Annotated in this window: 12 protein-coding genes; 1 reads left to right on the forward strand and 11 read right to left on the reverse strand. The window is 72.0% G+C overall.

What is annotated here, in order from left to right; all coding sequences use genetic code 11:
• Window positions 1–70: 70 nt before the first annotated feature.
• Window positions 71–754, forward strand: a complete 684-nt coding sequence (locus tag AC07Q9_RS14955) for a class I SAM-dependent methyltransferase (RefSeq protein WP_495310394.1) — start codon at window positions 71–73, stop codon at window positions 752–754.
• A gap of 12 nt (window positions 755–766) precedes the next feature.
• Here AC07Q9_RS14955 and AC07Q9_RS14960 read toward each other — a convergent pair whose 3' ends face one another.
• From AC07Q9_RS14960 to AC07Q9_RS15010, 11 genes are all read right to left on the reverse strand, one after another.
• Entirely contained in the window at window positions 767–1,225 is a 459-nt protein-coding gene (locus AC07Q9_RS14960) for a DUF4124 domain-containing protein (protein ID WP_495310397.1), read from the reverse strand.
• A gap of 83 nt (window positions 1,226–1,308) precedes the next feature.
• A complete protein-coding gene (locus AC07Q9_RS14965; protein ID WP_070061194.1) occupies window positions 1,309–1,593 on the reverse strand; it encodes a hypothetical protein in 285 nt (94 codons plus the stop codon).
• 11 nt (window positions 1,594–1,604) lie between these two features.
• Window positions 1,605–2,156, reverse strand: coding sequence for a YbjN domain-containing protein (locus AC07Q9_RS14970; RefSeq protein ID WP_492696746.1), 552 nt, complete (start codon window positions 2,154–2,156; stop codon window positions 1,605–1,607).
• 35 nt (window positions 2,157–2,191) lie between these two features.
• Window positions 2,192–3,139: a peptidylprolyl isomerase gene (locus AC07Q9_RS14975; protein ID WP_495310400.1), complete on the reverse strand. Its 948-nt coding sequence runs from the start codon at window positions 3,137–3,139 to the stop codon at window positions 2,192–2,194.
• A complete protein-coding gene (locus AC07Q9_RS14980) occupies window positions 3,136–3,852 on the reverse strand; it encodes a hypothetical protein (protein ID WP_495310402.1) in 717 nt (238 codons plus the stop codon). The genes AC07Q9_RS14975 and AC07Q9_RS14980 overlap by 4 nt, the downstream gene beginning before the upstream one ends.
• A 16-nt stretch (window positions 3,853–3,868) precedes the next feature.
• Window positions 3,869–5,725 carry a putative porin gene (locus AC07Q9_RS14985; RefSeq protein WP_495310403.1) on the reverse strand — a complete coding sequence of 619 codons (1,857 nt, stop codon included), beginning with the start codon at window positions 5,723–5,725 and terminating at the stop codon, window positions 3,869–3,871.
• The gene (locus AC07Q9_RS14990) at window positions 5,722–6,465 is read right to left on the reverse strand and encodes an energy transducer TonB (protein ID WP_495310405.1); all 744 of its coding nucleotides are present in this window, start codon (window positions 6,463–6,465) and stop codon (window positions 5,722–5,724) included. The genes AC07Q9_RS14985 and AC07Q9_RS14990 overlap by 4 nt, the downstream gene beginning before the upstream one ends.
• 10 nt (window positions 6,466–6,475) lie before the next feature.
• The gene (locus tag AC07Q9_RS14995; RefSeq protein ID WP_062474100.1) at window positions 6,476–6,889 is read right to left on the reverse strand and encodes an ExbD/TolR family protein; all 414 of its coding nucleotides are present in this window, start codon (window positions 6,887–6,889) and stop codon (window positions 6,476–6,478) included.
• A 12-nt stretch (window positions 6,890–6,901) separates the two neighbouring features.
• Window positions 6,902–8,707, reverse strand: a complete 1,806-nt coding sequence (locus AC07Q9_RS15000; RefSeq protein ID WP_492684189.1) for a DUF2341 domain-containing protein — start codon at window positions 8,705–8,707, stop codon at window positions 6,902–6,904.
• A gap of 80 nt (window positions 8,708–8,787) precedes the next feature.
• Window positions 8,788–10,440: a ShlB/FhaC/HecB family hemolysin secretion/activation protein gene (locus AC07Q9_RS15005; RefSeq protein WP_495263469.1), complete on the reverse strand. Its 1,653-nt coding sequence runs from the start codon at window positions 10,438–10,440 to the stop codon at window positions 8,788–8,790.
• Window positions 10,441–10,698: 258 nt separating this feature from the next.
• Window positions 10,699–24,345, reverse strand: coding sequence for a filamentous hemagglutinin family protein (locus tag AC07Q9_RS15010; protein ID WP_495310407.1), 13,647 nt, complete (start codon window positions 24,343–24,345; stop codon window positions 10,699–10,701).
• Window positions 24,346–24,489 lie beyond the last annotated feature (144 nt).

Below are 24,489 nucleotides of genomic sequence, written 5' to 3' on the forward strand. Positions count from 1 at the left end.
CCCGCTTCTGACTGGATTCTCCCGCAGCCCCACGCCTGCGAAGCGCGCGACGCCCACATAGACTGTGGAGATGTCCCAGCCCACCCCCGCCTTCAGCACGTCATCCACCACCAACAACTACGCCGAGAAGACCGCCCGCCTGGTGCCAGGCCTGCACGACCTGCAGACGATGGCGGCCCTGCTCGTCGCCGAACGCGCGCCGGATGCGGCCCACGTGCTGGTCATCGGCGCCGGCGGTGGCATGGAGTTGAAAGTGCTCGCGCAGGCGCATCCCCGATGGCATTTCGTCGGTGTCGATCCGTCGCAGCCCATGCTCGACCTCGCCTCGGAAACGCTCGGCCCGCTGGTCGAGCGGGTCGCGTTGCACCACGGCTACACCGACACCGCACCTGAAGGCCCGTTCGACGCGGCGACCTGCCTGTTGACGATGCACTTCCTGACGCTCGATGAACGCAGGTCGACGTTGATGGAAATTCGTCGCCGGCTGAAGCCCGGTGCGCCGTTCGTCATGGCGCATCTCAGCTTTCCCCAGGCAGAGGGCGAGCGCGATTTATGGCTCTCACGTTACGTCGCTTTCGCCGCGGCTTCCGGCGTCGATCCGGACAACGCGCGCAAGGCAGCGACGGCGATCGGGTCCACGCTGACGCTGCTCAGCCCGGAACAGGAAGAGGCACTGCTGGAGGAGACGGGGTTCACCAACGTTCGCCTGTTCTACGCGGGCATGGCGTTCAGAGGCTGGGTCGCCAGCGCCTGAGCGACACCTGCCTCACCGCGCGTTGCAGAACGCCTTGATGTCGTTCTGCGCCACCTCGCGATCGTAGGCGTCGGTGGGCTTGTTACGGCGTGCTCGGGCTCCGCTGAGGATGTCCCGGGCCAGCGCACATCGCGAGGCATTCGTGCCGTGGTCGATGCCGTCTGAAACCGCCTTGGGTCCCTTGCGTTCGGGCGGTCCATAGGGCCGGGGCGACTGGGTCGACGTGGGGAGGCCGAACCGGTCACGTGGACGCCAGTCGCTGGTGGGTGGCGTGAAGTTGTTCGACGTGTCGTGTGACGGGGGAATCTTCAGTTCCTCGGTCCTGGTACCACCCGCATCGGCCTTGTGCTGGGTGTAGTGCGTCTGGCCTTTGGCGTCGACCCACTTGTAGATCTCCGCATGACCCATGGAGGAAAAGAGCACGGACGTGAAGGCGCCCAGTGCAACCCGACGCAGTCCTGAAGTTTTCATTCCGTGGCTACCAGCAAGTGGCGAGATCGAACGAAGAGGTCGGGCGATTCTGCCCTACCCTTCGCGACCCCACCGCCACGCCGTCAACGCTCCAGATCGCGATCGAGCGAAGCGCCCCCGTCCCCCACCTGCCGCCACGCAGGCGCCAGCGCCTTGCGCGCCGCATTGAGCTCGGCCATCGAGATGTGCAGCTCCGCCATGGTCTGCACCAGCAGCTCGAGCAGCGCGGCGCGCTGGCGCAGCCGCACGGTCTCGGCGCGGCGCGCGCGCTGGGCCTGGCGCGCCGCGGCCTGGATGGCGCGGCCCGTGGGCGAGTCGTGCGAGGGATGGTGGTGGTCGTCCACGGACAGGCCGGATGCAGCGCGCATGGGCAGTGGCATCACGCGGCGGCGGGCACACCCTGGACGGCGGCGGTGGCAGCAGCAGCAGCGTCGGCATTCGCCGCGTCGCCGCGCGTCTCGGCGGCGGGGCCGTAGTTGCGCAGGTGCAGGAAGAACTCGCCCATCATCTGCATCCACAGGCGCACGGCGAACGCCAGGTAGGCGGGGCTGACGCCGCCGGCCACGACCACGTCCATCTCGAGCACGACGAAGTCGCCGTGCTGCGCCACGCGCGCAAAGCGCTTGCTGCGGTGCCAGGCGGCGAGCACGGCCTCGGGCAGCGTGCCGCCCTGCACGCGCAGCGGGCAGCTCAGGGTGAAGTCGGTGTACTGGGTGGTGGTGACGGCGTTGCCCCACAGCACCTGGAAGCCGATGCCGTGGCTGGCGCTGTGCAGGCGCACCACGCCATCCTGTTCGATGGCGGTGACGGCGCCGCCGGCGGCCTTGATGGCGTCCGACACCTGCTCGGGCGTGACGGCGTCGAGCATGTCGAAAGGCACCGGCGTGGCGGCCTGGTCGTCGGCTTGCGGGGTCGTGGCGGTGGTGTTCATGGTGTGCTTCTTCTTTCTGAAAAGGGGGAATGGGTTCAGTTGGTTTTCTTGAGCGCGGCGTCGAGCGCGGCGCTGTCGATGCTCAGTTGCGCCGGCGGCGCCAGCTGGGCCATGTAGGCCTGCACGAGTTGCTGCTGCCGCTGCTGGCGCAATGCGGCCTGCAGTTGCGGCTTCATCTCCTCGAGGGTGGCGGTGCGCGCGGGCTGGATGTCGATCAGCTTGACGATGTGAAAGCCGGCCTCGGCCTGCACCGGTTCGCTGACCTGGCCCTGCTTGAGCCTGGCCACGGTGTCGCGCAGCTCGGGCAGGATGCGCGCGAGCGGCAGCGTGTCGACCTCGCCGCCGCGCTCGGCGCTGCGGCGGTCCTGCGAGCTGGCGCGCGCCACGGCGGCGAAGTCGCCACTGCGGGCCTGCTTGGCGAGACGATTGGCTTCGTCGCGCACCTTGGCGATGGCGGCCGGGTCGCGTTCGGGCGTGGCCAGGTAGATCTGCGCCACGCGGTAGGCGGCCGGCAGGTTGAAGCCGGTCTTGCCCTGGTCGTAGGCGGCCTTCACCTCGGCGTCCGACGGGAAGCCCGCGGGCACCTGGCTCACGGATTCGAGGTAGCTGGTGGCGACGATGCGCGCGGTGATCTCGCGCGTGGCGGCGTCGATCCTGGCCTTCACGTCGGGCCGGTCGGCCCAGCCCTTGGCGCGGGCGTCGCGCAGCAGCGCTTCGCTCACGAGGCGCTGGCGCAGCCAGCCGTCGAGGCCCGCGCGGTCGGCCTTGACGGCAGCGCGTTCGGCCTCGGGCAGGGTCTGCAGCAGCTTCTCGACCTCGTCGGGGCCGATGGTCACTTCGCCGATGCGTGCGACCACGGCGGGGCCGGGCGCGGCGGGTTGCTGGGCGGCGGCCACGCCGACCGACGAGACGAGCAGCACGCCGGCTGCCGCGCGCAGGCGTCGGCCGAGGCCGGCTGCGGGAGTGGATTGGGTCTGGGTCATTGGGGCTTTCCTTCCGTGGCGGAGGCAGCGGCAGCTGGCGCCGGCGCGCTCACCGCGCGCACGTCGAAGCGGCTCTCGTAGAGCTTGTCGCCGTACTGCTGCGCGATCTGTTCGTACTTGACGCGGCTTTGCGCCGCGAAGGGCTGGCGCGAGGCGAGCACGCTGCCCACGTCCATGGTTTCGTAGGCGCGCAGCACTTCCTGCCCGACGGCATACAGCTGCGTGTTCTTCGCCTCGCACTGCGTGAGCGCGGTGCGCTGCAGCGCGGCCTCGCCGGCCAGGCGCTGGCGCTCGGCCTCGGAAGAGCGCGCCATCTTCAGCAGCTCGTCGTAGGCGCCGCGGAACTGCGCGATCTGCGCGCCCGCCTTCTCGCCGGCGGCCTGGGCCTGCTCGCGCAGCTGCGCGTTGCCGGCGCTGGCCTGGCCGCGCGCGTGGCGCTCGGACGCGAGCTGGGCCTGGCTGGCGGCCAGTTCCTTCTTCAGCGTCTCGAGCTCGGACGCGGGAGCTGCAACGCCAGGCGCCTTGCCCGCGGGCTGGCCGGCCTTGAGCGCGGCCAGCTCGTTCTGCGCCTGTTGCAACTGGGTGGTGGTGGTGCGCAGCTGCGCACGCAGCCGCTCCTCCATGCTCTGGCCCTGCGGCTGCTGGGCCTGCGCGACGCCGGCCGTGGCGGCCAGCGCGGCCAGGGCCAGCGCCGGGAAGATCGTTCGGGACACGGCGGACTCCTTCTTCTTAGAAACGCGCATTGAATTCGAGCTGCAGGGTGTCGATCGACAGCGGCGGGCCGTAGACCTCCTTGGTCGAGATCCAGCGGCCGGTGAACCACATGTTCTTGTCGATCGCGTACGAGCCGCCCAGGAAGTAGCCGCGCGCATTGGTGCCGCCGCCGTGGAAGCTCGAATCGTTGTAGCCGTCGGGCATGGCATCGGGCTCGATGCGCTTGTAGCCCGCGAGCACGTTCCAGTCGCCGCGTGCGGCCGGTGCCGGCTTGCCGTAGGTGGCCTGCAGCATGTAGGCATTGCCGCCGCTCTTGAAGTCGGACTTGCTGGTGCCGCCGGTGGGGCCGAAGTTGTTGACGATGGCGCCGCGAATGCCCGCGCGGTTCCAGATGTCGTTGGCGTCGTAGGCGGTGTTGCGCACGAAGTTGGCGTCCAGGCGCAGGTTGTTGCCAGCCACCTGGGTGTCCCAGCGCAGGTTCAGGTCGATCAGGCGGAACTTCGAGGCCAGGCCCACGTACTGCGGCTGCGGCGTGCCGGCCGGGTTGAGCGGGTCGAGCGAGATGTCGCGCAGCAGCATGAGCGTGTTGCCCTTCTGCATGAAGGCCGGGCGCGACCAGTCGGTGCTGCAGCCGTCGGCGCCCGCATACAGCGCGCAAGGCTCGGAGACCTTGCCGCTGACGTTGCGGAAGTTGTAGTACGCCAGCGCGCCGCGTACGCGGTTGTCTTCGTTGATCTTCCAGTCGGCGCCCACCTGCGCGCCGAGCAGCCACTTGTTCTCGCTCTTCATCTTGCGCTGGCTGCGCGTGGGCGAACCGTCCGCCGAGTATTCGAGCGGAATGAGGCCCAGCGTGCCGAAGAGAGAGAGGTCGCGGTTCGAAGCCAGCTTCTTGTCGAACTGCGCGGCAATGCCGTCGAAGTTCAGGTCGCTCGAATACAGCAGGTCGGTCGACATGAAGGGGTTGCCGAAGCGACCGCCGGTCACGGTGAGCCAGTCGGTCGGCTTGTGCGAGATCCACATCTGGTCGAGCCACACGCTCTTCTTGCCCAGGCCGCCGCCCAGCGTGGTGGTGGTCGACACGGGGCTGTCGTCGCTGCCCGAGGCCAGGCGCACGCCGGCCTTGGTGTTCTCCGACAGGTCGGCCAGCAGGCCCACGCGTGCGCGGGCGCGGAACAGGTTGCGGCGGTCCTGGCGCGTGTTCAGGATCGAGGGCAGTGACAGGTTGGTGTTCGGGTTGACGTCGTAGCCGGCGCCCTGGTTGAGCGAGGGCCAGTTGATCTCGATGTCGCTGTTGTTGCCGGCGTAGCTGCGCGATTCGTTGCGCACGCGCACGTCGCCTTCGAAGCGGATGCGCTTGCTCCACTCGGGCGTCTCGTTGGGCGCGGCCCAGCCTTCGTCCTTGGCCTGGGCCATGACCTGCGCCTTGACCTCGTCGCGGATCTGGTCGCGCACGGTCTGCGAGATGTAGGGCACGCGCACGTCGCCCGCTTCGAGGCGCATGCCGCCCGCGACGGTGGCCGATGCGGCGGTGGCCGACACGGCCGCCTGGCGCTGTGCCTGCTGCGCGGCGATGGCTTCGGTCTGGGCCTGGGCCAGCAGCGCTTCGCCCACGTCCTTGGCGAGCGTGCCGCTCTGGATGAGGCCGCGGATCAGCTTGACCATGGCGGATTCGCCGGCGGGTGCGGCGGACTGGGCCATGGCGGTGCCGGCCGACAGCACGAAGGCGGAGGCCACGGCCGCCGCGAGCGCGCACTGGCGCAGGGCCGGCATCGCGCCCCGGCGCGGGAGGGTGTTGTGCAGGGTGTTCATCGCTTCGTTCACTGGAGGAAAGGAGTCGGGCCGGGCATCGGCCGTACAGGTGTGGAAAGTCATGGCCGGCGGCCTTTCATCGACACGCGCATCGGAAAGCGCATCGAGGCCGGCGGACGTTCGTCGACGCGATCGAGCCCGCGCACCAGCGCCAGCACGGCCTCGTCGATGTCCTCGGTGCCGGTGCCGCGCACCAGTTGGGCGCGCGTGGTCTTGCCGTCGGCGCCGAGCCACAGGTCGATCTGGATGTCGTCGAACACCAGCTGGCGCGTGCGCGGATCGCGCGACAGCGCCTGCTGCAACATGCTCGACACGTAGCGCGCATACGAGCCGCTGCCCAGGCCGCCGCCGGCGCCGGTGCCGCTCATGCCGCCGCCGCTGCCGGCCTGGATGCCGAAGGCGTCGTTGCCGGCCTGGCCGGCGCTGTCCATGGTCACCGGGTCGCCCAGGTCCTTCGAGGGGCTGGGCGGCGCGTCGTCCTTCGGCGCTTCCAGCGGCTCTACCGGCTTGGGCTCGGGCTCGACCACTTCGGGCTTGATCTTTTCCGGCTCGGGCTCGGGCAGCTTCTCGGGTTCGGGCGGCGGTGGCGGGGGCGGCGGCAGCATCAGCGTGGGCGCGTCGGCCACCACGCGCTTCTGGCTCGCGGTGTCGGACAGGAGCCGCCACACGAGCAGCGCCAGCGCCACGACGATCGCCAGGCCGATGACCACCCCGCCCCAGCGGCGCCACAGCGCGGCCGTTCCACCTGTACCACTGGAGCTCGGCGCAGGCAGGGCAGAAGAAATCGGGTCGCGAGGGTTCACGCTCCGGTCCTCACTTCTGCTTGCCGGTCACGAGGCCGATCTGGTTCAGCTCGATGCGGCGCAGCAGGTCGAGCACGTCGACCACCTTCGCGTACTGCACGCTGGCATCGCCGCGCACGATCACGGGAAAGTCGGGCGACAGCGCCTTCTCGGTGCGCAGGCGCTCCTCGAGCTCGGGCAGCGTGACCGGGTAGGCGTCCAGGAACACGTTGCCCGCGTTGTCGATCGTGATGGCCTTGGTCTTGGGCTTCTCCAGCGCCACCGAGGCGCTGGCCTTGGGCAGGTCGACCTTGATGCCCGGGATGCTGGCGTTGCTGGTGAGGATGAAGATCACCAGCACCACCAGCAGCACGTCGACGAAGGGCGTGATGTTGATGCCGCCCGTGCGCTTGCGCACGGCGAACTTCGCGGCTGTGTTTGCCATGGTGCGCGGTCCTCAGGCGCGGCGCGCCTGCACGGCCACCGGCAGCGAGCGGCCCTCGCCCTGCTCTTCGGCCAGGCGCGTGACGAACTCGTCGACGAACACGGCCATGTCGGCACCGATGGCGTCCGAGCGCGAGGCCAGCCAGTTGTAGCCGAACAGCGCGGGGATCGCGACGCCCAGGCCGGCGGCGGTACACAGCAGCGCGGCGGCCATGCCGGGCGCCACCGAGTTGATGTCCACGGCACCGGCCATGGCCGCCACCACGAACACCAGCATGATGCCGATCACGGTGCCGAACAGGCCCACGTACGGCGCGCCTTCGATGGTGGTCGACAGCCAGTTCATGCGCTTGGACATGCGCTCGGTCTCGCGCACCATCACGCCGTCCATCGCGGCGCGGATGGCGCCGATGGTGGAGGCCGACACGGCGTTCAGGTCGTAGCCGCGGTCATGGCGGCGGCGCATCTCCTCGATGGCTACTTCGTACAGGCGCCACAGCGAGGAATCGGCACGCACTTCCTGCGGCACCGTGTTGTTGGTGGCCAGGCGGTCCAGCGGCGCACCGGCGGCTTCGCGGAAGTGCTCGATGAAGGTGGCGTTGGCGCGCGAGGTGGCGCCGAAGTTGCGGCCCTTGCCGATCATGATGGCCCACGACAGCGCCATCATCAGGCCCAGCAGGCCGACCACGATCCACGCGTCCAGCGGCATCGCGGCCAGGATGAAGCCGAAGTGGCTCTTGCCGGCCTGCTGCTCGTCGGGGCCGAAGGCGGCCAGGCGCGACTCGGCGCCTTGCGACACGGCATCGGCCAGCAGCAGCGCGTCGGGGCGTGCGACCTTCGACAGGCGCACTTCGTCGATCGCACCGGTGAACGGCGCGAAGCCGGCGACGGGTGCGGCACCCGGCGTGGCGGGGGCAGCTGGTGCATCGGCACCGAGCGCGGCCGCGGTGTTCAGCGCGGGCAGCTTCGCCGCCAGCGACACGGCCGGACGGCCACCCACATACAGCGCGACGCTGTCGCCCTCGGCCTTCACCGCCAGGTGCGCCCACTGGCCGGCCTGCACTGGCTGGCCGGGCGTGCTGCGCTGGCCGTTCACCTGCACGAAGGGCACGCCCTGGTCGATGCCGACCACGAGCTCGCCGGCGCCGTCGCGGCGCGCATAGATCGCCTGGCGCGCGCCGAGCGAATCGGGCTTGATCCAGGCGGAGAAGGTCAGCGTGCCGCCGGCCGTCACGGCCAGCGAGGGCGTGGCGGGCAGCATCAGCGCGCCGTTGCCGAGTTGCGCGCCCTTGCCGATGACCGTGCCTTCGACGGGCACCGCCGCGGTCTGGCCGTTGTTGCCGTAGGCGGTGGTGTCGCGCGGCGGCACCGCGCCTTCGGCGAAGTGGTAGACCAGCGTGTAGTCGGGGTCGAAGCTGCGCTGGCCGTTGCCCGAGGCCGGGGCCTTGGGGTTGCCGTAGTACATCCAGAGCTTCTGCGGCGTGCCGGCCGAGACGTTGGGCACGTCGACCCAGATCAGCGCGATGCCCAGGAGCGGATCGAACTGCTCGATCTGGTGGTTGAGCACGGTCTTGTCGTCGCCCGCGACAAAGCGCAGGTCGGCGCCGGTCTCGCTCACGCCCTCGAACTTGAAGTTGCCCGTGTGCAGGCGCACCAGCACCGGCACGCGGCCGGCATCGCTGCCGATGGCGCCGGCCTGCGGGCCGCCGTCGATGGTGACGGGTTTGCGGTAGGCCCACTCGGCCTGCCACCAGGCATGGGCCAGGCCCGGCAGGAGCGTGCTCAGCAGCGTGAGCGCGATGAAAAGAAGTCGTCGCATGACAGGGTTCTCCGGAAAGCTCGTGGAATGAGAAAAAAATCGAAAAGAGGAATGGCTGTTGCCGTCGGTCGTTCGTTCGGTCAGTAGCTCGCGGTGATGCTGAAATTCACCTGCGTGTCGTGCTTCTTGGTGCGCGGGCCGTCGACCAGCGGATAGCCGATGTCGACGCGGCCCGAGAAATACGTGCCCACCTTGAAGGTCGTGCCCACGCCCACCGAATACAGCGAGAAGCGCTCGGCCTGCTCGGGCAGCGGACTCTTCAGGCGCAGCCGCGCGGCGTCGGCAAAGGCGTACACGCGCCAGTTCTCGACGGTGCTGCCCAGGAAGGCGAGCGGCTTGCTGCGCAGCTCGACCGAGCCGACCACGCCGTAGTCGCCGGTGGCCTCGGCCGAGAGGTAGCCGCGCACCGAGTTCATGCCGCCCGCGGCGATCTGCTCGCTCGAGACGAGCGGCGAATCGGTCATCTGCGCGTTGACGCGGAAGGCCACCTGCGTGCCGCCCTCGAAGCTGTGCGCGCCGTTGAGGTCGGTCTTCAGCACCATGAAGCTGGGCGAGGCCTTGTAGCGCTTGTAGTCGAAGGCCGCCCAGTCGCTGCCGTACTTGAACGAGCTGCTCGTGCCTGCCACCAGCGACACGCCCACGCCGTACTGGCTCTTGTCGGTCTGGCGGAAGCCCGAGTACGACAGCGTGATCGGCGCGTACTTGAGCGGCACGGTGTCGCCGCTGCCCTTGAGCGTCAGCGCTTCCTTGTTGTTCTTGAAGTCGACGCCCACGCTGAAGGCATGCCACCAGTTGCCGGTGTTGGGCACCGTGTAGGTGGCCTTCAGGCCGATCGAGTGGCCCTTGCCCAGCACGGTGGTGCCACCCACGGTGGCCACGTTGCTGTCGGACACGAAGGCGTTGGCTTCCAGGCTCCAGTTCGTGCCCTTGAGCGGCGCGTTGTACGAGGCCGAGAACACCTGCGTCTGGTTCAGGTCCTGCGGCGCGCCGAAGAAGCTGATGGAGGCGCTGTGGCCCATCTGCCAGAGGTTGTCGTGGCCCAGCGAGGCGCTGGCGCGCAGCTTGCGCGTGTCGGCGCTGTAGTCGTTGTTCAGGCCGACGCTGGCGCGCCACGGGCTCTGGTCCTCGACCTTCAGGTCGACGTCCATCGTGCCCGGCATCGCACCCGGTCGCACCAGCGGCATCACCTGGCGCTTGGGGCTGCGGTTGAGCGCGGTGAGCTCGGCCTGGGCCTTGTTGAAGTCGGGCACGCCGCCCTCCTTCAGCGCGGGCACCTGGTCGCGCACGTCGAGCGGCGAGTTGTACTCGGCGCCCACCACGCGCACGCGGCCCACGCGGGTCTCGTTGACCTGCAGGAACACCACGCCCTGCGTGACCTGCTGTTCGGGCAGGTCGACGTACACCGACTGGTAGCCCGCCGCCTGGTAGGCCGCGAGCAGCGCGTCGCGCGCGCCCTCCACGTCCTTGAGCGTGCGCTCGGGGCCGAGAAAGGGCGTGACCGCCTTCTCGATGGCGCGGGCGTCCAGCACGGTGTTGCCGCGCACGATGTATTCGGCGATGTCGACCTTGCGGGCCGGTTCGGTGGCCGCAGGCGCGGCCGGTGGGGTGGCCGAGGTCGCGGCCGGCGTGGAGACAGCGGCAGGTGCTTGCGCGAACGCTGCCGCCGGGGCACCGATCGCCATCACCGCCAGCCACACCGCTCTCCAGCAGGTCGGTGGGGCGTTCTTCTTCATGTCATGCATTTACAGCTCGGTTCTCAAGGATGAAGCTCGCGTGGCAGCGGCTCATGGTGGAGAGCCTTCATGTCGCTGCTGCGTACCGATACCTAGACGCACGGCGTGCGCGGCGACTGTCGTTTGTCACGAAAACTTCATCAAGAAATCGGCACGAGGTCCGGCGCGACGGGTTTCGCGCACATAAGAAGAAGGGCCTCCGCATGGGAGGCCCTTGTGTTTTTTTCGCCTGCGCGGGTAGCGCAAAGGTTCAGCCGCTCAGCGTTTCAGCCCCCGCTGCTCGCCCGGCGTGAGCGACTGCATCTGCGCGGTCGTGAGCGCGCCCGCGCCGAGCACCTGCACCACGCCCTTGGGGTCGTAAGCCGCGCCGCTGCGCTCGCGGCCGGCACCGCCGCCAGCGCCCTCGCCGCCCGCGGGTTCGTTGCCGAAGCCGAGCACGCGCACGGTGAACACCGAGGACAGTGCCTGGCGCTGCGCCGCGCGGTCGCGCTGCACGGCGTCCTGCGCCGCGGTGGCGGCCTGCGAGGCGGCGGCGCTGGCGTTGGTGAGCGCGCCCACGTTCACCGCCGCCACCACCGGGACGCCGGTGGACTTGCCCTGCACCTGGATGTTCTCGGCATTGGCCACGCGCAGCGCCGCCAGGTTCACGTTGCCCGACACGCGGATGCCCGCCTCGCCCGCGTCGATGGTGCCCAGCGGCGCGATCAGGTCGATGTCGCCCGGCGGCACCTCGGGGATCGGGTTCAGCGTGGCGATGCCGGCGCCGGTGTTGGGCGTGGTCGGCGACAGGCTGACGTTGCCGGCGTCGTCGTACAGGCGCCGCTGCGGCGTGTAGACCACGGTCGACTTCGAGCCGCGCCCGGCGTTGATGTCGCCCTGCGCCGACCAGGCCAGGATGCCGCCGCCGAAGGTGGTGAAGATGCGGCTATGGCCCAGCAGGATGCTGTCCAGCGAGTAGATCTGCACCTCGCCCGCGCCCTGCGTCAGCACGCCCGAGCCCTCGCCCGGCACGAAGCCGCCGTCCACCCCCACCAGCGTGCGCCCGCCCGGCACGAGGATGTTCACGTTGCCGCCGAAGTTGGTGTGGATGCCGGCATCGAGCGCGTCGTACACGCCGATGTCGCTGGGCCGGCCGGCGGCCGTCCAGGCGTCGCGCCGCAGGTAGCTCTTGCCGGCCTGCGGGCGCTTGGTGAACGGGTCCGAGCTGCTCGCGTAGTAGTTGGCGCTGCTGAACATGGTCAGGTCGCCCTGGTAGCGGCGCGCGCTGCCGTCGGCGCCCTGCGCGGGGAACAGCGTGGCGATGGCCTCTCGCCCGCGCAGGTAGCTGCCCCGGCGCGGACCGCCCTCTTCGTTGTACTCGCGCCCGCCGGCGCGCAGCTCGGCGAAGTACACGTTGCGCAGGTACACCTGCTGCTGCTCGGGCGGCAGCGCGGCGAAGAAGGCCTGCGCGTCCATGGTGGCGGCGTCGAAGTGGCGGCCCTGGCTGTTGCGCCCGCCGAAGCGATCGCGCAGCCAGTTCACCAGGTGCAGGCCTTCGGCCAGGCCGAACTCGCGCACCAGGTCGCGGCGCGTGCTGCCGCCGCCTTCGCTGCGCTGGCCGTCGATCTCGGCCTGCTTGCGCCGCAGGTAGGCGTCGGCGCCGGCCTCGTCGCCGCCGTAGCCGAACTGCTGCGACAGCCAGCCGGCCAGCGTGAGCTCGCCGCCGTAGCTGTACAGCGCGGTGCCGGGCTGGTCGGCGAAGGGCTGGCCGCTCGCGGCGCGGCGCTTGGGGTCGAGGTAGCGCGCGGCAAAGCCGGCCCAGTCCGGCCCGTCGCGGCCCACGCCCACCGCCACCGAGATGCCGGCGCCGCTGCTGCGGTCGCCCGGCTTCACATTGACGATGGCGCCCAGGCTCTTGAGCTCGCCCTTGTCGGCCATGTACAGCTCGCGCCCGGCGCTCAGTACCAGCTCGCCGGGGCCGGCGATGTGGAAGCTGCTGTTGCGGATGTCGCGCCCGGCCTCCACCACCGACACGTCGTCGGCGTGGCGGTGCACGATCAGGTTGCCGCGCGCCGAGGCGGCGTTCAGCGTCTGCGGCTGCGGCGGCAGTTCCGGTCGGCCGGGAAAATCGCGCCCGCGCCAGCCCGCGCCCTCCGACGGCACGAGATCGACCTCGCCCAGCGCGGTGCCGGCGCCGACGATGTCGCGCCCGGCGCGGATCGCCACCGGGCCCGCCCCTTCGTACCAGAGCCCGTTCGGCGTCGCCACGCCGGTGTTGGAACCGCGGTAGACGATCGAGCCGGTGCGCAGGCCCACGATGTCGCCCTCCAGCGCATAGAAGCGCGACGGCGGCTGGCCCGCCGGCGCCACGTCGGCCACGCTGGGCGAGGTGAGCGTGAACAGCGGAAAGCGCAGCCACGAATTCTGGCCGTCCAGTGCAATGGAGGGCAGCAGCGCGTCGGCGGCCGTGTTGTGGATCAGCTCGCGGCCGTACCAGAGTTCGCCGCCCAGCGCGGCGAAGCCCGGCTGGAACGGGTCCACCAGCCGCGACGGATCGGCGCCCGAGGGCGTGACGGTGTAGCCCGCCGCGTGAATGGAGTCGCGCGCCAGCAGCTCCAGCTGCGCAGTGCGCTTCACCGCGTACTGCGGGCCGACCGGCGACGGCGCCAGCGTGAGACTCCAGGGCGACAGCACCGGCCCGTTGCTCGACTCGTCGCGCACGCCCGAGCTCGCGCTGCCGTAGTACAGGCTGCCGCTGGCCGCCAGCGCGCGCAGCACGGCCGGGTAGACGAAGCGGCCGTCGGTCGCCTGGTGGTTGGTGCGATCGCCCAGGTCGGTCCAGCCCAGCGTCGGCGTGAGGTTGCCACCGGCGCTGAACAGGTCGATCGCGGTCGACGGCGTCCACAGCGAGAACCAGGTCCAGCCCTCGCCCGGGTGCTGCGTGCCGTTGGCGCTGAAGGGCGTGCCGTGCGTGAGCGTGGGCACGCGCCCCGGATCGGCCACGCCGCCCAGCACCAGGTCGCCGCGCGCGTCGAGCCGCACGCCGGCATCGCCGGGAATCAGCACCGGGCCGCCCGAGGCGATCGACGAGCCGGCGACGTAGGGGCTGAGCGCGCGCGAGTCCTTCGGGCCGGGGGTGCCGAAGTCCAGCTCGATGCCGCCCACCGCGCCGCTTTCCAGCCGCAGCGCGCCGCGCAGGTTGGCGAAGACCCCGTTCAGGTCCAGCCGCATGCGGTCGTAGCGCTGGAGGCTGCCGGCCTGCCAGGTGGTGCTGGCGGGCACCGCGCGCACCTCGGGCGCCGGGTTCAGCGTGCCGCCGATGCGCACGTCCAGGTCGCCGCCGCCGGTCAGCAGCAGCTCGCCCGCGCGCGTCACGCGGCCGGTGCTGCCCACCGCGAGCTGCAGGCCCTGGCTGCGCGCCACGTAGGTGGCGCTGTGGTCGCCCATCTGCTCCATCATCCCGGCGTTGCCGCCGGTCTCGAACACCAGGTTGCCGCCGCCCAGCGTGCCGATGCCGGTGAAGCCGACCAGGTAGGGCCAGAGGCCGCCGAGGTCGTAGGTCGTGCCTTCGTGGCCCGCGACGTAGCTGCCGAAGTTGATCCACCACGCGGTGGGCACGCCCTCGGCGCCCGGCACCACGCTGCCGGTGCCCTGGCGCCACAGCCAGTTGCCGAGCATGGCGCTGGGCATCTGCTTGCGAAAGACGCCCAGTTCGTCGGTCGTGCGGCGCATGTTGCCGCGCACGCCGATGGTGTCGCCGCGCGCATCGCCCTGCACGCGCATGCGCAGGTTGCCGCCGTGGTCGGGGTACCAGGCGCGGTACAGGCTCTGGCTGTCGACGAACTGCTCGAAGATGTCGTAGCCGCCGTTGAGCACCGTGCCTTGCGGGCCCTTGGCGCGCGGCAGGTGGAAGTCGGCGTCGTCGGCGCGCGCCGCGGCGCGGGTGCCGGCGGTGTAGATGCCGTAGGGCGAGCGCTGCGTGAAGTCGTTGCCGGCCAGCAGGTCCAGGTCGCCGGTGCCGGTGCGCACCACGCTGAACAGCGGCTGGCGCACGGGGTAGGACTTGAAGTCCCAGACCTCGGGGGTCTCGGAGACCAGGTCGCAGTAGCCGATGTCGCACATGCCCCAGGACACCTCCTCCGGCGTGAGGATGCTGCCCAAGCTGCCCCAGCCTTCGTCGGCCGCCTGCTGGTTCCAGGCCCACACCTTGCCGCCGGAGACCAGCTGCTTCGTGAAGGCGTTGCCGTAGTGCGTGTCGGCCAGCAGCAGGTCGCGCTGCGGCCCGCGCGGCTGCAGCGCGCGGCTGTCGGCGGCCTGCGTGTCGGCGCCGGCCACCAGGCGCATCGACCACGACTGCGAGCCCTCGGCCAGCATCGGCGCGATGGCGAAGTTGCGGCCCTGGTTGCCGTCGCCATCGGCCAGGCGCAGCCGCACCGACGCCGCGCCGCCGGGCAGCACGACCACCGTCTCGGCCGGGATGACGGCGCCGCGCTGCAGCGGCACCTCGCGCGCCAGCACCGGGCCGTTGTAGCGGTAGAAAGGCGGCTGGTTGATGTCCAGCACGGCGCCGTCGGGGAACGGCAGCGGCACGCCGACCGGCCACAGCATCGGGCCGACCTTGGCCGCGCCCGCCAGCCGCACGCCGGGGTCCAGCTGCATGTTCACGCCCAGCACGAGCGGCTGCGCCAGCACGGTGCCGGCCGGATGAAGGACCTGGCCAGACGCATCGCGCACCGCGCCGCCGAGCACGGTGCCCGCGGGCAGCGTGTAGCCCTCGGTGAGCACCGCGCGCACCGGCAGCACGGTGCCGGCGGCCAGGCTCATGGCCTTGAGCGGCGCCTGGAAGTTGAGCGCACGACCGGGCTGCAGGAAGGTGTTCTCGGCCAGCGTGACGGCGCCGCCGCGCGGCACCACCACGTCGCCACCGAAGGGCACGCGCCCTTTCAGCAGCACCCAGCCGTCGTCGTCGCGCGTGGCCAGCAGCGCCGAGGTGTCGAAGCCGTCGTTGATGCTGCCGTGGAGCTTCAGGTTGCCGCCCGCGCGCATCACCAGCGCGCCCGCCTCGCCCGAGCCGTAGACGCCGGTGCGCTGCGTGCGCGCGTTGAGGCTGTCGTAGCGGAAGGCCGAAAGGTCGAGGTCGCCGTCGATCTGCAGGTCGCCGTCGGGTGTCCGGCTCACGATCTGCACGCCGGGGCGCAGGTGGAAGGCATCGCCGTACGCGCGCAGGCCGGCCAGCCGGCCGTCGACCAGTGCGCCGTTGGCCAGCACGTTGCGCATGAAGGCCGTGCTGTCCCCGTGCTTGGCCTGCAGGTAGGCCTGGTCGATGCGCTGGTAGGGCCGCCCGCTGATGTCCGGGTCGGTGCCCGTGGGCGCGTCGTCGTAGCGGAAGAAGCCGTTGACGGTGATCGTGCGCGCGCCCTCGATGCGCTGCGTGCCGCCGGCGTCGATGTCGATGTCGTTGCCGCGCGCGCCGCCCAGCCGCGGCGCGTTGAGCTCCACCGTGCCGAAGGCGCGCGGCGTGCCGTCGGTGCCCGCGCGCAGGTCCATGCGTGCGCCGCTCTCCAGCACGAGGCGGCCCTTGCCGCTGTCGATCTCGATGGTGGCGCGGTTGGGCGCCTCGATGGCCTGGCCGTAGCTGTCCACGCGCAGCCGCGTGCCATGCGCGTCGAGCAGCGCGTTGCCGGCAATGGTGACGCCGTCGCGCGCCGCCAGCCGGATGCTGCCGACCTGCACGCCGCCGGCGTCCACGGTGCCGGCCACGGTGAGGTGGCCGCCGTCGATGGAAAGATTGATCTCGCGCGCCTTCAGCTCGTCGCCCACCACCAGGTCGCCCTGCTTGAGCTGGAAGCTGCGCTCGCCGACCACGCCGCCGTCGGTCAGGCGGCGGTTCAGGCCGGCGAAGTCGGCCAGGCGCTGCGCGCGCACGTCGATGCGCCCGGCCGCGTAAGGCACCGCCGTGCCGCCCGCGTCGTACTCGCCGCTGCTGCCGCCCGCAATGCGGCCCAGCAGCTCGACCTGGCCGGCGCCCGCGCCGAGCGCGGTGACGGCCAGCCGGCCGGCGCGGTTGTTCTGCGCCGAGAGGTCGATCTGCGCGCCCGCGGCCTGGCGCACGTTGCCCGTGCGGCTTTCGATCTCCACGTCGCCGCCCCAGCTGTACTTGTCGACGTCGAAGAAGCGCAGGCGCCGGCCGGCCAGGTCCAGCCGCGCGCCGTCCTGCAGCTGCACGTCGCCGTCGGCGCGCAGCACCAGCTTGCCGCTGGGCAGCACCACGGCGGTGTCGAGCATCACGCTGCGTCCGTCGATGGCGATCTCGGCGCCCAGCGCGCGCGATGCTTCGGCGTCGCTCATCGCGGCCGGCCGCATGCCTTGCGGCGCGGCCACGCGCACGTCGCCGCCGGCGGTGTAGCGCATCACCGAGCCGGCCTCGCCGGTCAACAGCGGCGTGTCGATGCGCAGCGCGCCGCCCGTGCGCACGTAGCCCTTGGCCGCCTCGTCCCACGCGCCCTGCGACTGGTAGACCGAGAGCGAGCCCTTCTGGCGCGCCGTGACCTGCTCGCTCGCGTTGAGTTGCACCTCGCCGAAGCCCAGCACCAGCCGGTCCATGTCGTGCACGGTGTCCACGCGCATGTCGCGCGCGGCGCCCAGTTCGATGCGCCGGGCGTCGATCTGCAGCCGGCCGCTGCCGGTGCCCGCCCCGCCAGTGGCCACCAGGCCGGGCGGCGTGCGCGTGCCGTTCCACACCAGCACGTCGGTGTGGATGCGCGCCACGCTGTCGGCATCGCCCCAGCCGTAGATGGCGGGCGTGGTCAGCATCAGGCGCGCGATCGTCGACTGGCCGGTGGCGGGGTCGATGGTCGACAGCTGCGTGGAGCCGAAGAAGTTGACCGCGTCGCGCACGGTGAACACCAGGTTCTCCAGCGCCGGTGCGCCGGTGCTGGTGTCGCCGCGCAGCAGGCGGTCGAGCACGGACTGGTTCAGCGTCAGGCCCGGCGGCAGCGCGCCACGCGCGGCGGCATCGCCCAGCGCGCGTTCGCCGCCGACGTTGATGCCGCCCAGCGCCAGCACCAGGTTGCGCGTGCCGTAGCGCGAGCTTTCACCCATCGTGAAGGCCTGGTCGGTTGCGGCGGTGATGGTGCCTTCGGAATACAGCCGCGCGCCGGCGCTGCAGCTGCCGCTGGGGGCGCACACGCCGATGTCGATGCGGCCGGGGCCCGTTTGGCCGCCGCTGGACGCGGACGGCGGCTGGATGTCGATCCAGCCGTTGGACACCGCCAGCACGCTGCGCAAGCCCGGCTCGTAGATGTAGCCGCGGCGCGAGTCCCAGGCCGCCGGCCCGCGGCCCAGCGTGTCGATGCCGGCACCGGACTCGACGGTGATGCCCGAGTCGCGGCGGTCGGTGACCAGGAACACCTCGCCCGCACGCAGCACCGCGCCCTCGCGCAGCACGATGCCCTCGGCGGCGCTGCTGAAGCCCAGGCGGTTGGCGTCCTTCAGCCGGTCGGCCGCGGTGGGGTCCTGCACGAAGGTGCCCGCCGGCGCGCCGCCGATGGCCAGCTGCGCGGCGCCGATGGCGTTGAGGTCGCGCGCATGCAGCGAGGTGCCCTTGAAGTCCGGCGTGGGCGCGGCGCCGTCGCCCAGCACCTCGAAGGAGCGCGCCGTTCCGCCGAGCACCAGCGCCGTGCCGCCCATGCCGTCGCCCACCGTGGCGTAGCGCGCGGTGCCGGCGAAGCGCAGCGCGGGTTCGCCGGGCATCTCGCCCGCCGAGCCCTTCAGGCCGAACTGGAAGCGCAGCGCCTTGGCGTCGCGCTCCAGCAGCGGGCGCGGCACGCCGTCGCGCAGCGCCTGCGCCACGGCGAAGTCGGCATAGCCGGTCTCGTTGTACTGCGCGTAGGTGCGCAGCACGTCGCCCGGCGTGAACACCGCCTGCAGCGGCAGCGCGTCGTGGATGCCGGTGCCGGCCACGCCCAGCTGCGCGGGCGCGGTGTAGGAGCCGTTGCGCATCGCCGTCGCGCTGCCCGGCGCGCCGACCTGCGCGGCCAGCCCGTTGAGCTCGACGCGGAAGGCGCCGGGCAGCAGCGCGTAGGTGGACGGCATCAGCGTGTAGCGGCCCGGCGGCAGGCCGGGCACGCCGGCGCCGACGGTGATCTGCCGGCCCAGCGCCGGATCGCTCGCGCCCTTCTCGGCGCCGAGCGGCGCCTGCAGCGGCTGCACGCCCGGCACGATGGCATAGACCGGGTTGGTGGCCAGGCCTGGCAGCACGAAGCCCTTGCGCTGCGCGCCCACCTGCACCAGCGGGTGCATGCGCGCGTCGGTGGAGCCGCCGCGACCGGCCAGGAAGGCGGTGCCGGTGAGCGTGCCGCCGCCCGACATGTCGAGCACCGCGCCCTCGCGCACGTCCACCGCGTGGCCGGACAGCGTGATGGCCGGGCCGACGCCGGCCACGCGGTAGGCCACGTCCTTGCCGTTGAAGAGATAGGTCAGCCCGTCCTGCGTGCCGCCGTAGGGCATCAGCAGCCCGTCGGCGCTGACCGAGGTCAGGCTGCCCGCGTGCAGCTGCACGGTGCTGGTGGCGGTGTCGCCGAAGACGCTGCCCAGCGCGATGCCGCCCAGCGGCGCGCGCAGCACGCCGCGCTGCTCGATGTGGGCGGCGTGGAAGGTGAGCGAACCGAAGGCCGACTGCGGCATGGCCGGCGTGTCGCCCACGCGCTCGATCACCAGCCGGCGGTTCATGTCCATCTCGGCCTGGCGGGTGCCCCACTTGTCGATGACGTTGCGCTGGCCGACCTGCACCAGCCCGCTGTCGCCGGTGGCCGGGTAGATCTGCGCAGCCGCCAGCGTGAGGTCGCCCGGCACGTAGAACCTGGCGTTGTTCGAGAAACGCAGGTCGCCGCTGCTGCGCAGCAGCGTGCGGTCGAAGGCGTTGCGCTCCACGACCAGGTCCTCGGGCACGTTGCGCACGATGGTGCCGCGCACGCCCTGCTGCACCATGCCCGCCAGGTCGATGAGCTGCGCGTCCAGCCGCAGCGAACTGCCGGCCGACACCAGCGGCACGCCCAGCGTGCCGGCCCCTCCGCCGGCGTTGCGCGAGCCGAGCACCGGGTTGGGCAGGATGTAGTCGTCGGGCTGGGTGCGCCCGCTGGCGGCCAGGCGGATGTAGGGCGCGGCCAGCGTCACGCGCGCATCGGGCGCGGACGCATCGGCCAGCGCCAGCGCGGTGGTGGTCAGGCGCAGGCTCTGGCCCAGCGAGAGATCGACGCTGCCGTCGAAGGACAGCATGCCGTGGCTGAGCAGCGACAGGTTGTCGAAGCCGCCGTCGTGGATGCGGTCGACGCCGATGCGCGCCGTGCCGTAGGCCAGCGCGCCGTGCGCCTGGCCGGGGCGCAGGCCGGCGGCATCGGCGACCGCGCTGCGGCCCTGCACCTGCGCCAGCAGCATCTCGCGCGGCACACGCACCGCGTCGTCGACGTTCTCGCCCTTCAGGTTGTAGCGCGCCACCTGGCCGTAGATGGGCGTGTCCAGGTTCAGCGCCAGCATGCCGCCGGCCGCGCCCGCGCCACCCGCGGCGGCGCGCATGTCGCCGTCCAGGAACAGGCCGCGGAAAGAACTGAGCGCGATGGTGCCGCCGTGGCTGGCGACCTCGGTCGCGCCACGGCCCGGCAGGTCGAGCGTCGCCGAGGCGCCCGAGGCCTCCAGCCGCGCGCCGGGGCGCAGCACCACGAAGGCATCGGCCGCGTCCACCTGCGTGGCATCGAGCACGTGGCGCGCGCCGATCTCGATGGTGCCGCCGTTGGCCACCTGGCCGTAGCGGTGGCCGCGCGCGTCGGTGGCCACCACCGGGCGCGCGGCGACGTCGATCAGCGCGTGCTCGCCGATCCAGTACGAGCGCGCGTTGGGCATGCCGTCGGCCAGATTGCGTGCGTTGCTCATGCCGTGCTCGCCCGGCAGCAGCGAGACGCGCCCGCCCCAGGCCGAGAGCGTGCCATCGACCGTGATCTGGTCGTTGCCGCGCAGCGTGAGCGTGCGGCCCGGATCGAGCGCGATGTGGGCGCCCTCGCCCACCACCAGCGGCGCGCGCTGGTAGAGCGTGCCGGCCTCCAGCGTCAGGTCGGCGCCGGCGCGCTGGGTGAGCTTCTGCTTCACCGGATCGTCCTGGTACACCGGCGGCGTCCACAGCGGCAACGCGATGGACGGGTCGGCGCCGGTGGGCGCGAGCGCGCCGGCGACCGGGTCGAAGCGCTGCACCGGCATGCGCACGTCCACGCGCGCGCCGTCGGCCACGGCCACGCCGTCCTGGCCGCGCACCGTGTACTGCGCGAAGCCGCTGCGGAACAGGTCGGTGTCCAGGCGCAGCAGCGGCTGCACCGCGACCGCGCGCGGCAGCGCGGTGCCGGCGACGATCGGCGTGCCCGCGGGCATCACGGTGTCGGCGGCGGCCACCGTGCCGGCCTTGTACGACGTGGTCTTGGGCGGGATCGGCAGGCCCGAGGGGAACACATCCCTGGGCAGCACGTAGCCCTGGGCCAGCAGGGTGATGGCCGCCAGCACGCTGCCGGCCGGCACCGTCTGGCCCGGCTCGTAGCCCTTGCCGTCGAGCAGGAACGCCTGCGTGCCCGGCGGCACCACCCAGTCGGCGCCGGTGATGACGGTGCGCGCGTTGCTGACGCCGGGTTGCACGCTCTCCTTGAGCGCCTCGCCCGGCAGCGCGCGCGACACCGTGACGGCGAAGTCCATCGGAATCTCGCTGCCGGCCGCGATCACGTAGTCGCCGGCCAGCCGCAGGTGCACGGTGCTGCTGCGCCCCGCCGCGAGCTGTCCGTCGCCGCCCGCGGGCAGCTCGCCGATGCCGATGGCCGCGCCGTTGGCCAGCGTCAGCTTGCCGCCGCCCTTCACGCCGTGGCCACGCACCTCGCCGTCCATGCGCAGCGTGCCGGGGCCCGCGCCATCGTTGCCGGGCTGGGCCGCCATCAGCGTCACGTCGCCACCACGGCCGCCGCGCAGTTCGTTGCCGGCCAGCAGGGCCGCGCCGCCCGACACATCGACCACGCTGCGCGCGCCGAGCACCACGTCGCCGGTGCTGCGCAGCGTGACCTGCCCGCCGTCCACGTAAGGCAGGCCCTCGATGCGATCGGGCGACTGCGCGATGTGGCTCCAGAGGCCGCGCGCATCCAGCCGCACGCCCTCGCCCACCGCCACGCGCGGCGCGTAGCCGATCGGCAGCACGTCGGCGATGGAGATGTCGACCCAGCTGCCGCCGTTGACGCTGGCGAAGCGGCTGACCAGGTCGCCCAGCGCGATGCTGCCGCCGCGCGCGACCAGGTCGGCCTCCACCGCCACCGTGGGTGCGTGCAGCGCGATGCTGCCGCCGGGCGCGACCGCGAGCGCGGACGTCACGGCCACCGTGTCGTTCGCATAGGCGACGACGCCGCCCAGGCGCTGGCGCTGCAGCCACTGGCTGTCGATGCGCACGTGGCCCGCAAGGTCCTTCGGCAGTGCCTCGCCTGCGGCCAGCGCATCCGCCAACGTACCGGGCGCATCGGCGAAGGTGACGCGGTCGACCCGCGCGGAAGGGTTGTCGCGCAGCAGGCCGGTGGCGGCGTCGTACACCGGCGCCACGCCGCCGATGACCAGGCGCCCGGCCAGCGGGGCCGCGGTCTGCAGCTGGCGGTAGCTGTCCAGCCCCGCATCGCGCTTGCGCTGCTGGCGCTCGCCCTGGAACACGGTCGCGTCGATGTCGCCTTCGAGCACCGCGGCGCGCGTGCCGACCTGCACCTGGCCGGCATCGCGGCCCACGGTGTAGCCGTTTTCCAGCCGCTCGCGCGGCGCGATCAGCGGGTTGTAGAAGTAGCCGGTGGTGGTCTTGCCCCAGCGCGCGTGCTCGTCCTCGAAGCCGCGGTACAGGCCGGTGTAGACGATGTCGGCCGGCGCGGTCGACAGGTTGTACAGGCGCCCGTCGGGGCCCTTGAGCCAGCTCTGCTGCAGCCGGCCGGTCTGCACGTCGAGCGTGCCGCCGGCCACGTTGATGCGCGAGCCGCGCTGCGTGACCAGCTCGCCGCCCGCGAAGGCCACCGTGCCGCCCGACGCGGCCCATTCGCCGACGGTGTGGCCGTCGGTGTTGAGGTAGCCGCCGACCTCCAGCAGGCCGCCGCCGGTGTACCAGCGCTCGCCGACGTAGCCGTTGACGCCGGCCGCCACGCGCACGAGGTCGCGGCGGTCGATCCACATGTCCAGGTTGTTCAGGCGCTTGCCGTCGCGGTTGAGCGGCGCGTCGCGCTGCTCGTTGCCCTGCACGTTGATCTTCACGTTGTTGGACGCCATGGCCACGCTCACGCCGACCGCGCCCGCCACGTCGATGGCGGCGCCGCTGGCCACGCGCGTGCGGCGCCCGGCGCGCGCCTGCACCTGGCCGCCGGTGGCCAGGGTGAGCGAGCCGCCGTCGAAGTCGATGTCGCCGGCCGAGTCGATCTTCACCAGCGACTGGTCGCGGCGGTTGTAGCCGCCGTCGCTCAGGCGCATCGAGTCTTTCAGCAGGGTGTCGCGCTGCACGTCGAGCGCGGTGGCGCCGTCGTTCTCCAGCACGATCGCGCTGGTGCTCTGCGGCGCCAGCGTGACGCGCGCCTCGCCGGCCTCGCCCACCGCCCGCAGGTGCAGCGTGCCGCGCGTGTTGACGGAGCTGCTGGACAGCAGCACGCCCTGCTGCTCCACGGTCTTGCCGACCAGGGTCACGTCGCCGGTCGGCGCGGCGATCAGGCCGGTGTTGCGCACGCGGCCGGCGGCGCTGCCGGCCAGGCGCAGCGGATCGACCTCGTTGCCGCGCGTGCTCGAGTCGCTGTTGCCGTCGGTGCCCATGCCCTTGCGGATCACGAAGGCGTCGCCGGCGGCCAGCACGGTCTGGCCGTTGGCGGTCGTGATGCTGCCGTGGTTGTGCGCCTCGCGCCCGGCCAGCAGCACGTAGCCGCCGCCCTCGGTCACGCTGGTGGGCCGGCGCGTGGCGATGCGCGCGCCGGGCTCCACCACCACGTCGGCGGTGGCCGCGCCGTGCGTGGCGCCGGTGGCGTGGAGCACCAGGTCGTTGGCCAGCACCGGCACCTGCGTGCTGCCGCGCGTTTCGCTGTACAGGCCCCGCTTGAACTGCGCGTCGCTCATGCCCACGGCCGCGGCCACGAGGTTGCGCGTGTCGACCTGGCTGCTGCCGCTGAACACGATGCCGTTGCGGTTCACGACCATCACCGTGCCGTCGGCCTGGATCTGCCCCTGGATCTGCGAGGGCCGCGCCTTCGGGTCGTTCACGCGGTTGAGCACCGACCAGCTGGCCTGCTGGTCGAACTTCACGGTGGTGTTGCGCCCGACGTTGAAGGTCTCCCAGTTCAGGATCGCCTTGTCGGCCGTCTGCTCGACCGTGACCACGGTGCGGCCCGCGGCCTGGCGCTGCGAATCGGGCGTGAGCGGGCGCGCGTTGTGCCAGCCGGCGGTGAGCGCGTTCGTGTCGACCTTCAGGCCGCCTTCGGCCAGGCCGTCGGGCACCGAGGGGTCGTGCTGCGCGGCGGCGCGCGCCGCGGCCTGCGCCGACTGCTGCGCCGCGATGGCGCGCGCCGCCAGGTTCAGGTTGCCGAGGGACTGCTGCAGCTGTTCGTTGGCACGCTGCTGCTGCGCCTGCGGCCCCGCGAGCATCGCGGCGGGCAGGCCGTTGGGCATGCGGCCGGTGGCGAGCGCGGTGCTCTGCGCCATGTTCTTCTGCGCCATCCACGCGCCGCTGAACGCCTGCTGCGCCTGCGCGCCGTCGAACGCGGCGCCGCCGGCCAGCAGCAGCGCGATGGCGCGCACCAGCGGCGTGAGCCGGACCTGCGCGAATGCGGCGGACGAATAAGAAGAAGAGGACGCGTTCGGCGGATTGCGCCGGGACACCGTGCGGCGGCTGCTGCGTTGCATGCGGACTTCCATGGGTTCGTGTTTCGTTGCTCGATCGGGGCCACGAAGCGCAAGGGCCCGTGGACTACCGAGCTATGACAGCGAAGGTCCGGCGCGACTGCACCATGTCACGAAATCTTCACGAACGCGCAGGTCGGCACGCTG

Source organism: Variovorax sp. GW821-FHT09A10, assembly GCF_059418385.1.

Bases quoted from the DNA above. Each gene is read 5' to 3' on its own strand.
- AC07Q9_RS14955 (WP_495310394.1), top strand. From the start codon at position 71: ATGTCCCAGCCCACCCCCGCCTTCAGCACGTCATCCACCACCAACAAC.
- AC07Q9_RS14960 (WP_495310397.1), bottom strand. From the start codon at position 1,225: ATGAAAACTTCAGGACTGCGTCGGGTTGCACTGGGCGCCTTCACGTCC.
- AC07Q9_RS14965 (WP_070061194.1), bottom strand. From the start codon at position 1,593: ATGCGCGCTGCATCCGGCCTGTCCGTGGACGACCACCACCATCCCTCG.
- AC07Q9_RS14970 (WP_492696746.1), bottom strand. From the start codon at position 2,156: ATGAACACCACCGCCACGACCCCGCAAGCCGACGACCAGGCCGCCACG.
- AC07Q9_RS14975 (WP_495310400.1), bottom strand. From the start codon at position 3,139: ATGACCCAGACCCAATCCACTCCCGCAGCCGGCCTCGGCCGACGCCTG.
- AC07Q9_RS14985 (WP_495310403.1), bottom strand. From the start codon at position 5,725: ATGACTTTCCACACCTGTACGGCCGATGCCCGGCCCGACTCCTTTCCT.
- AC07Q9_RS14995 (WP_062474100.1), bottom strand. From the start codon at position 6,889: ATGGCAAACACAGCCGCGAAGTTCGCCGTGCGCAAGCGCACGGGCGGC.
- AC07Q9_RS15000 (WP_492684189.1), bottom strand. From the start codon at position 8,707: ATGCGACGACTTCTTTTCATCGCGCTCACGCTGCTGAGCACGCTCCTG.
- AC07Q9_RS15005 (WP_495263469.1), bottom strand. From the start codon at position 10,440: ATGAAGAAGAACGCCCCACCGACCTGCTGGAGAGCGGTGTGGCTGGCG.
- AC07Q9_RS15010 (WP_495310407.1), bottom strand. From the start codon at position 24,345: ATGCAACGCAGCAGCCGCCGCACGGTGTCCCGGCGCAATCCGCCGAAC.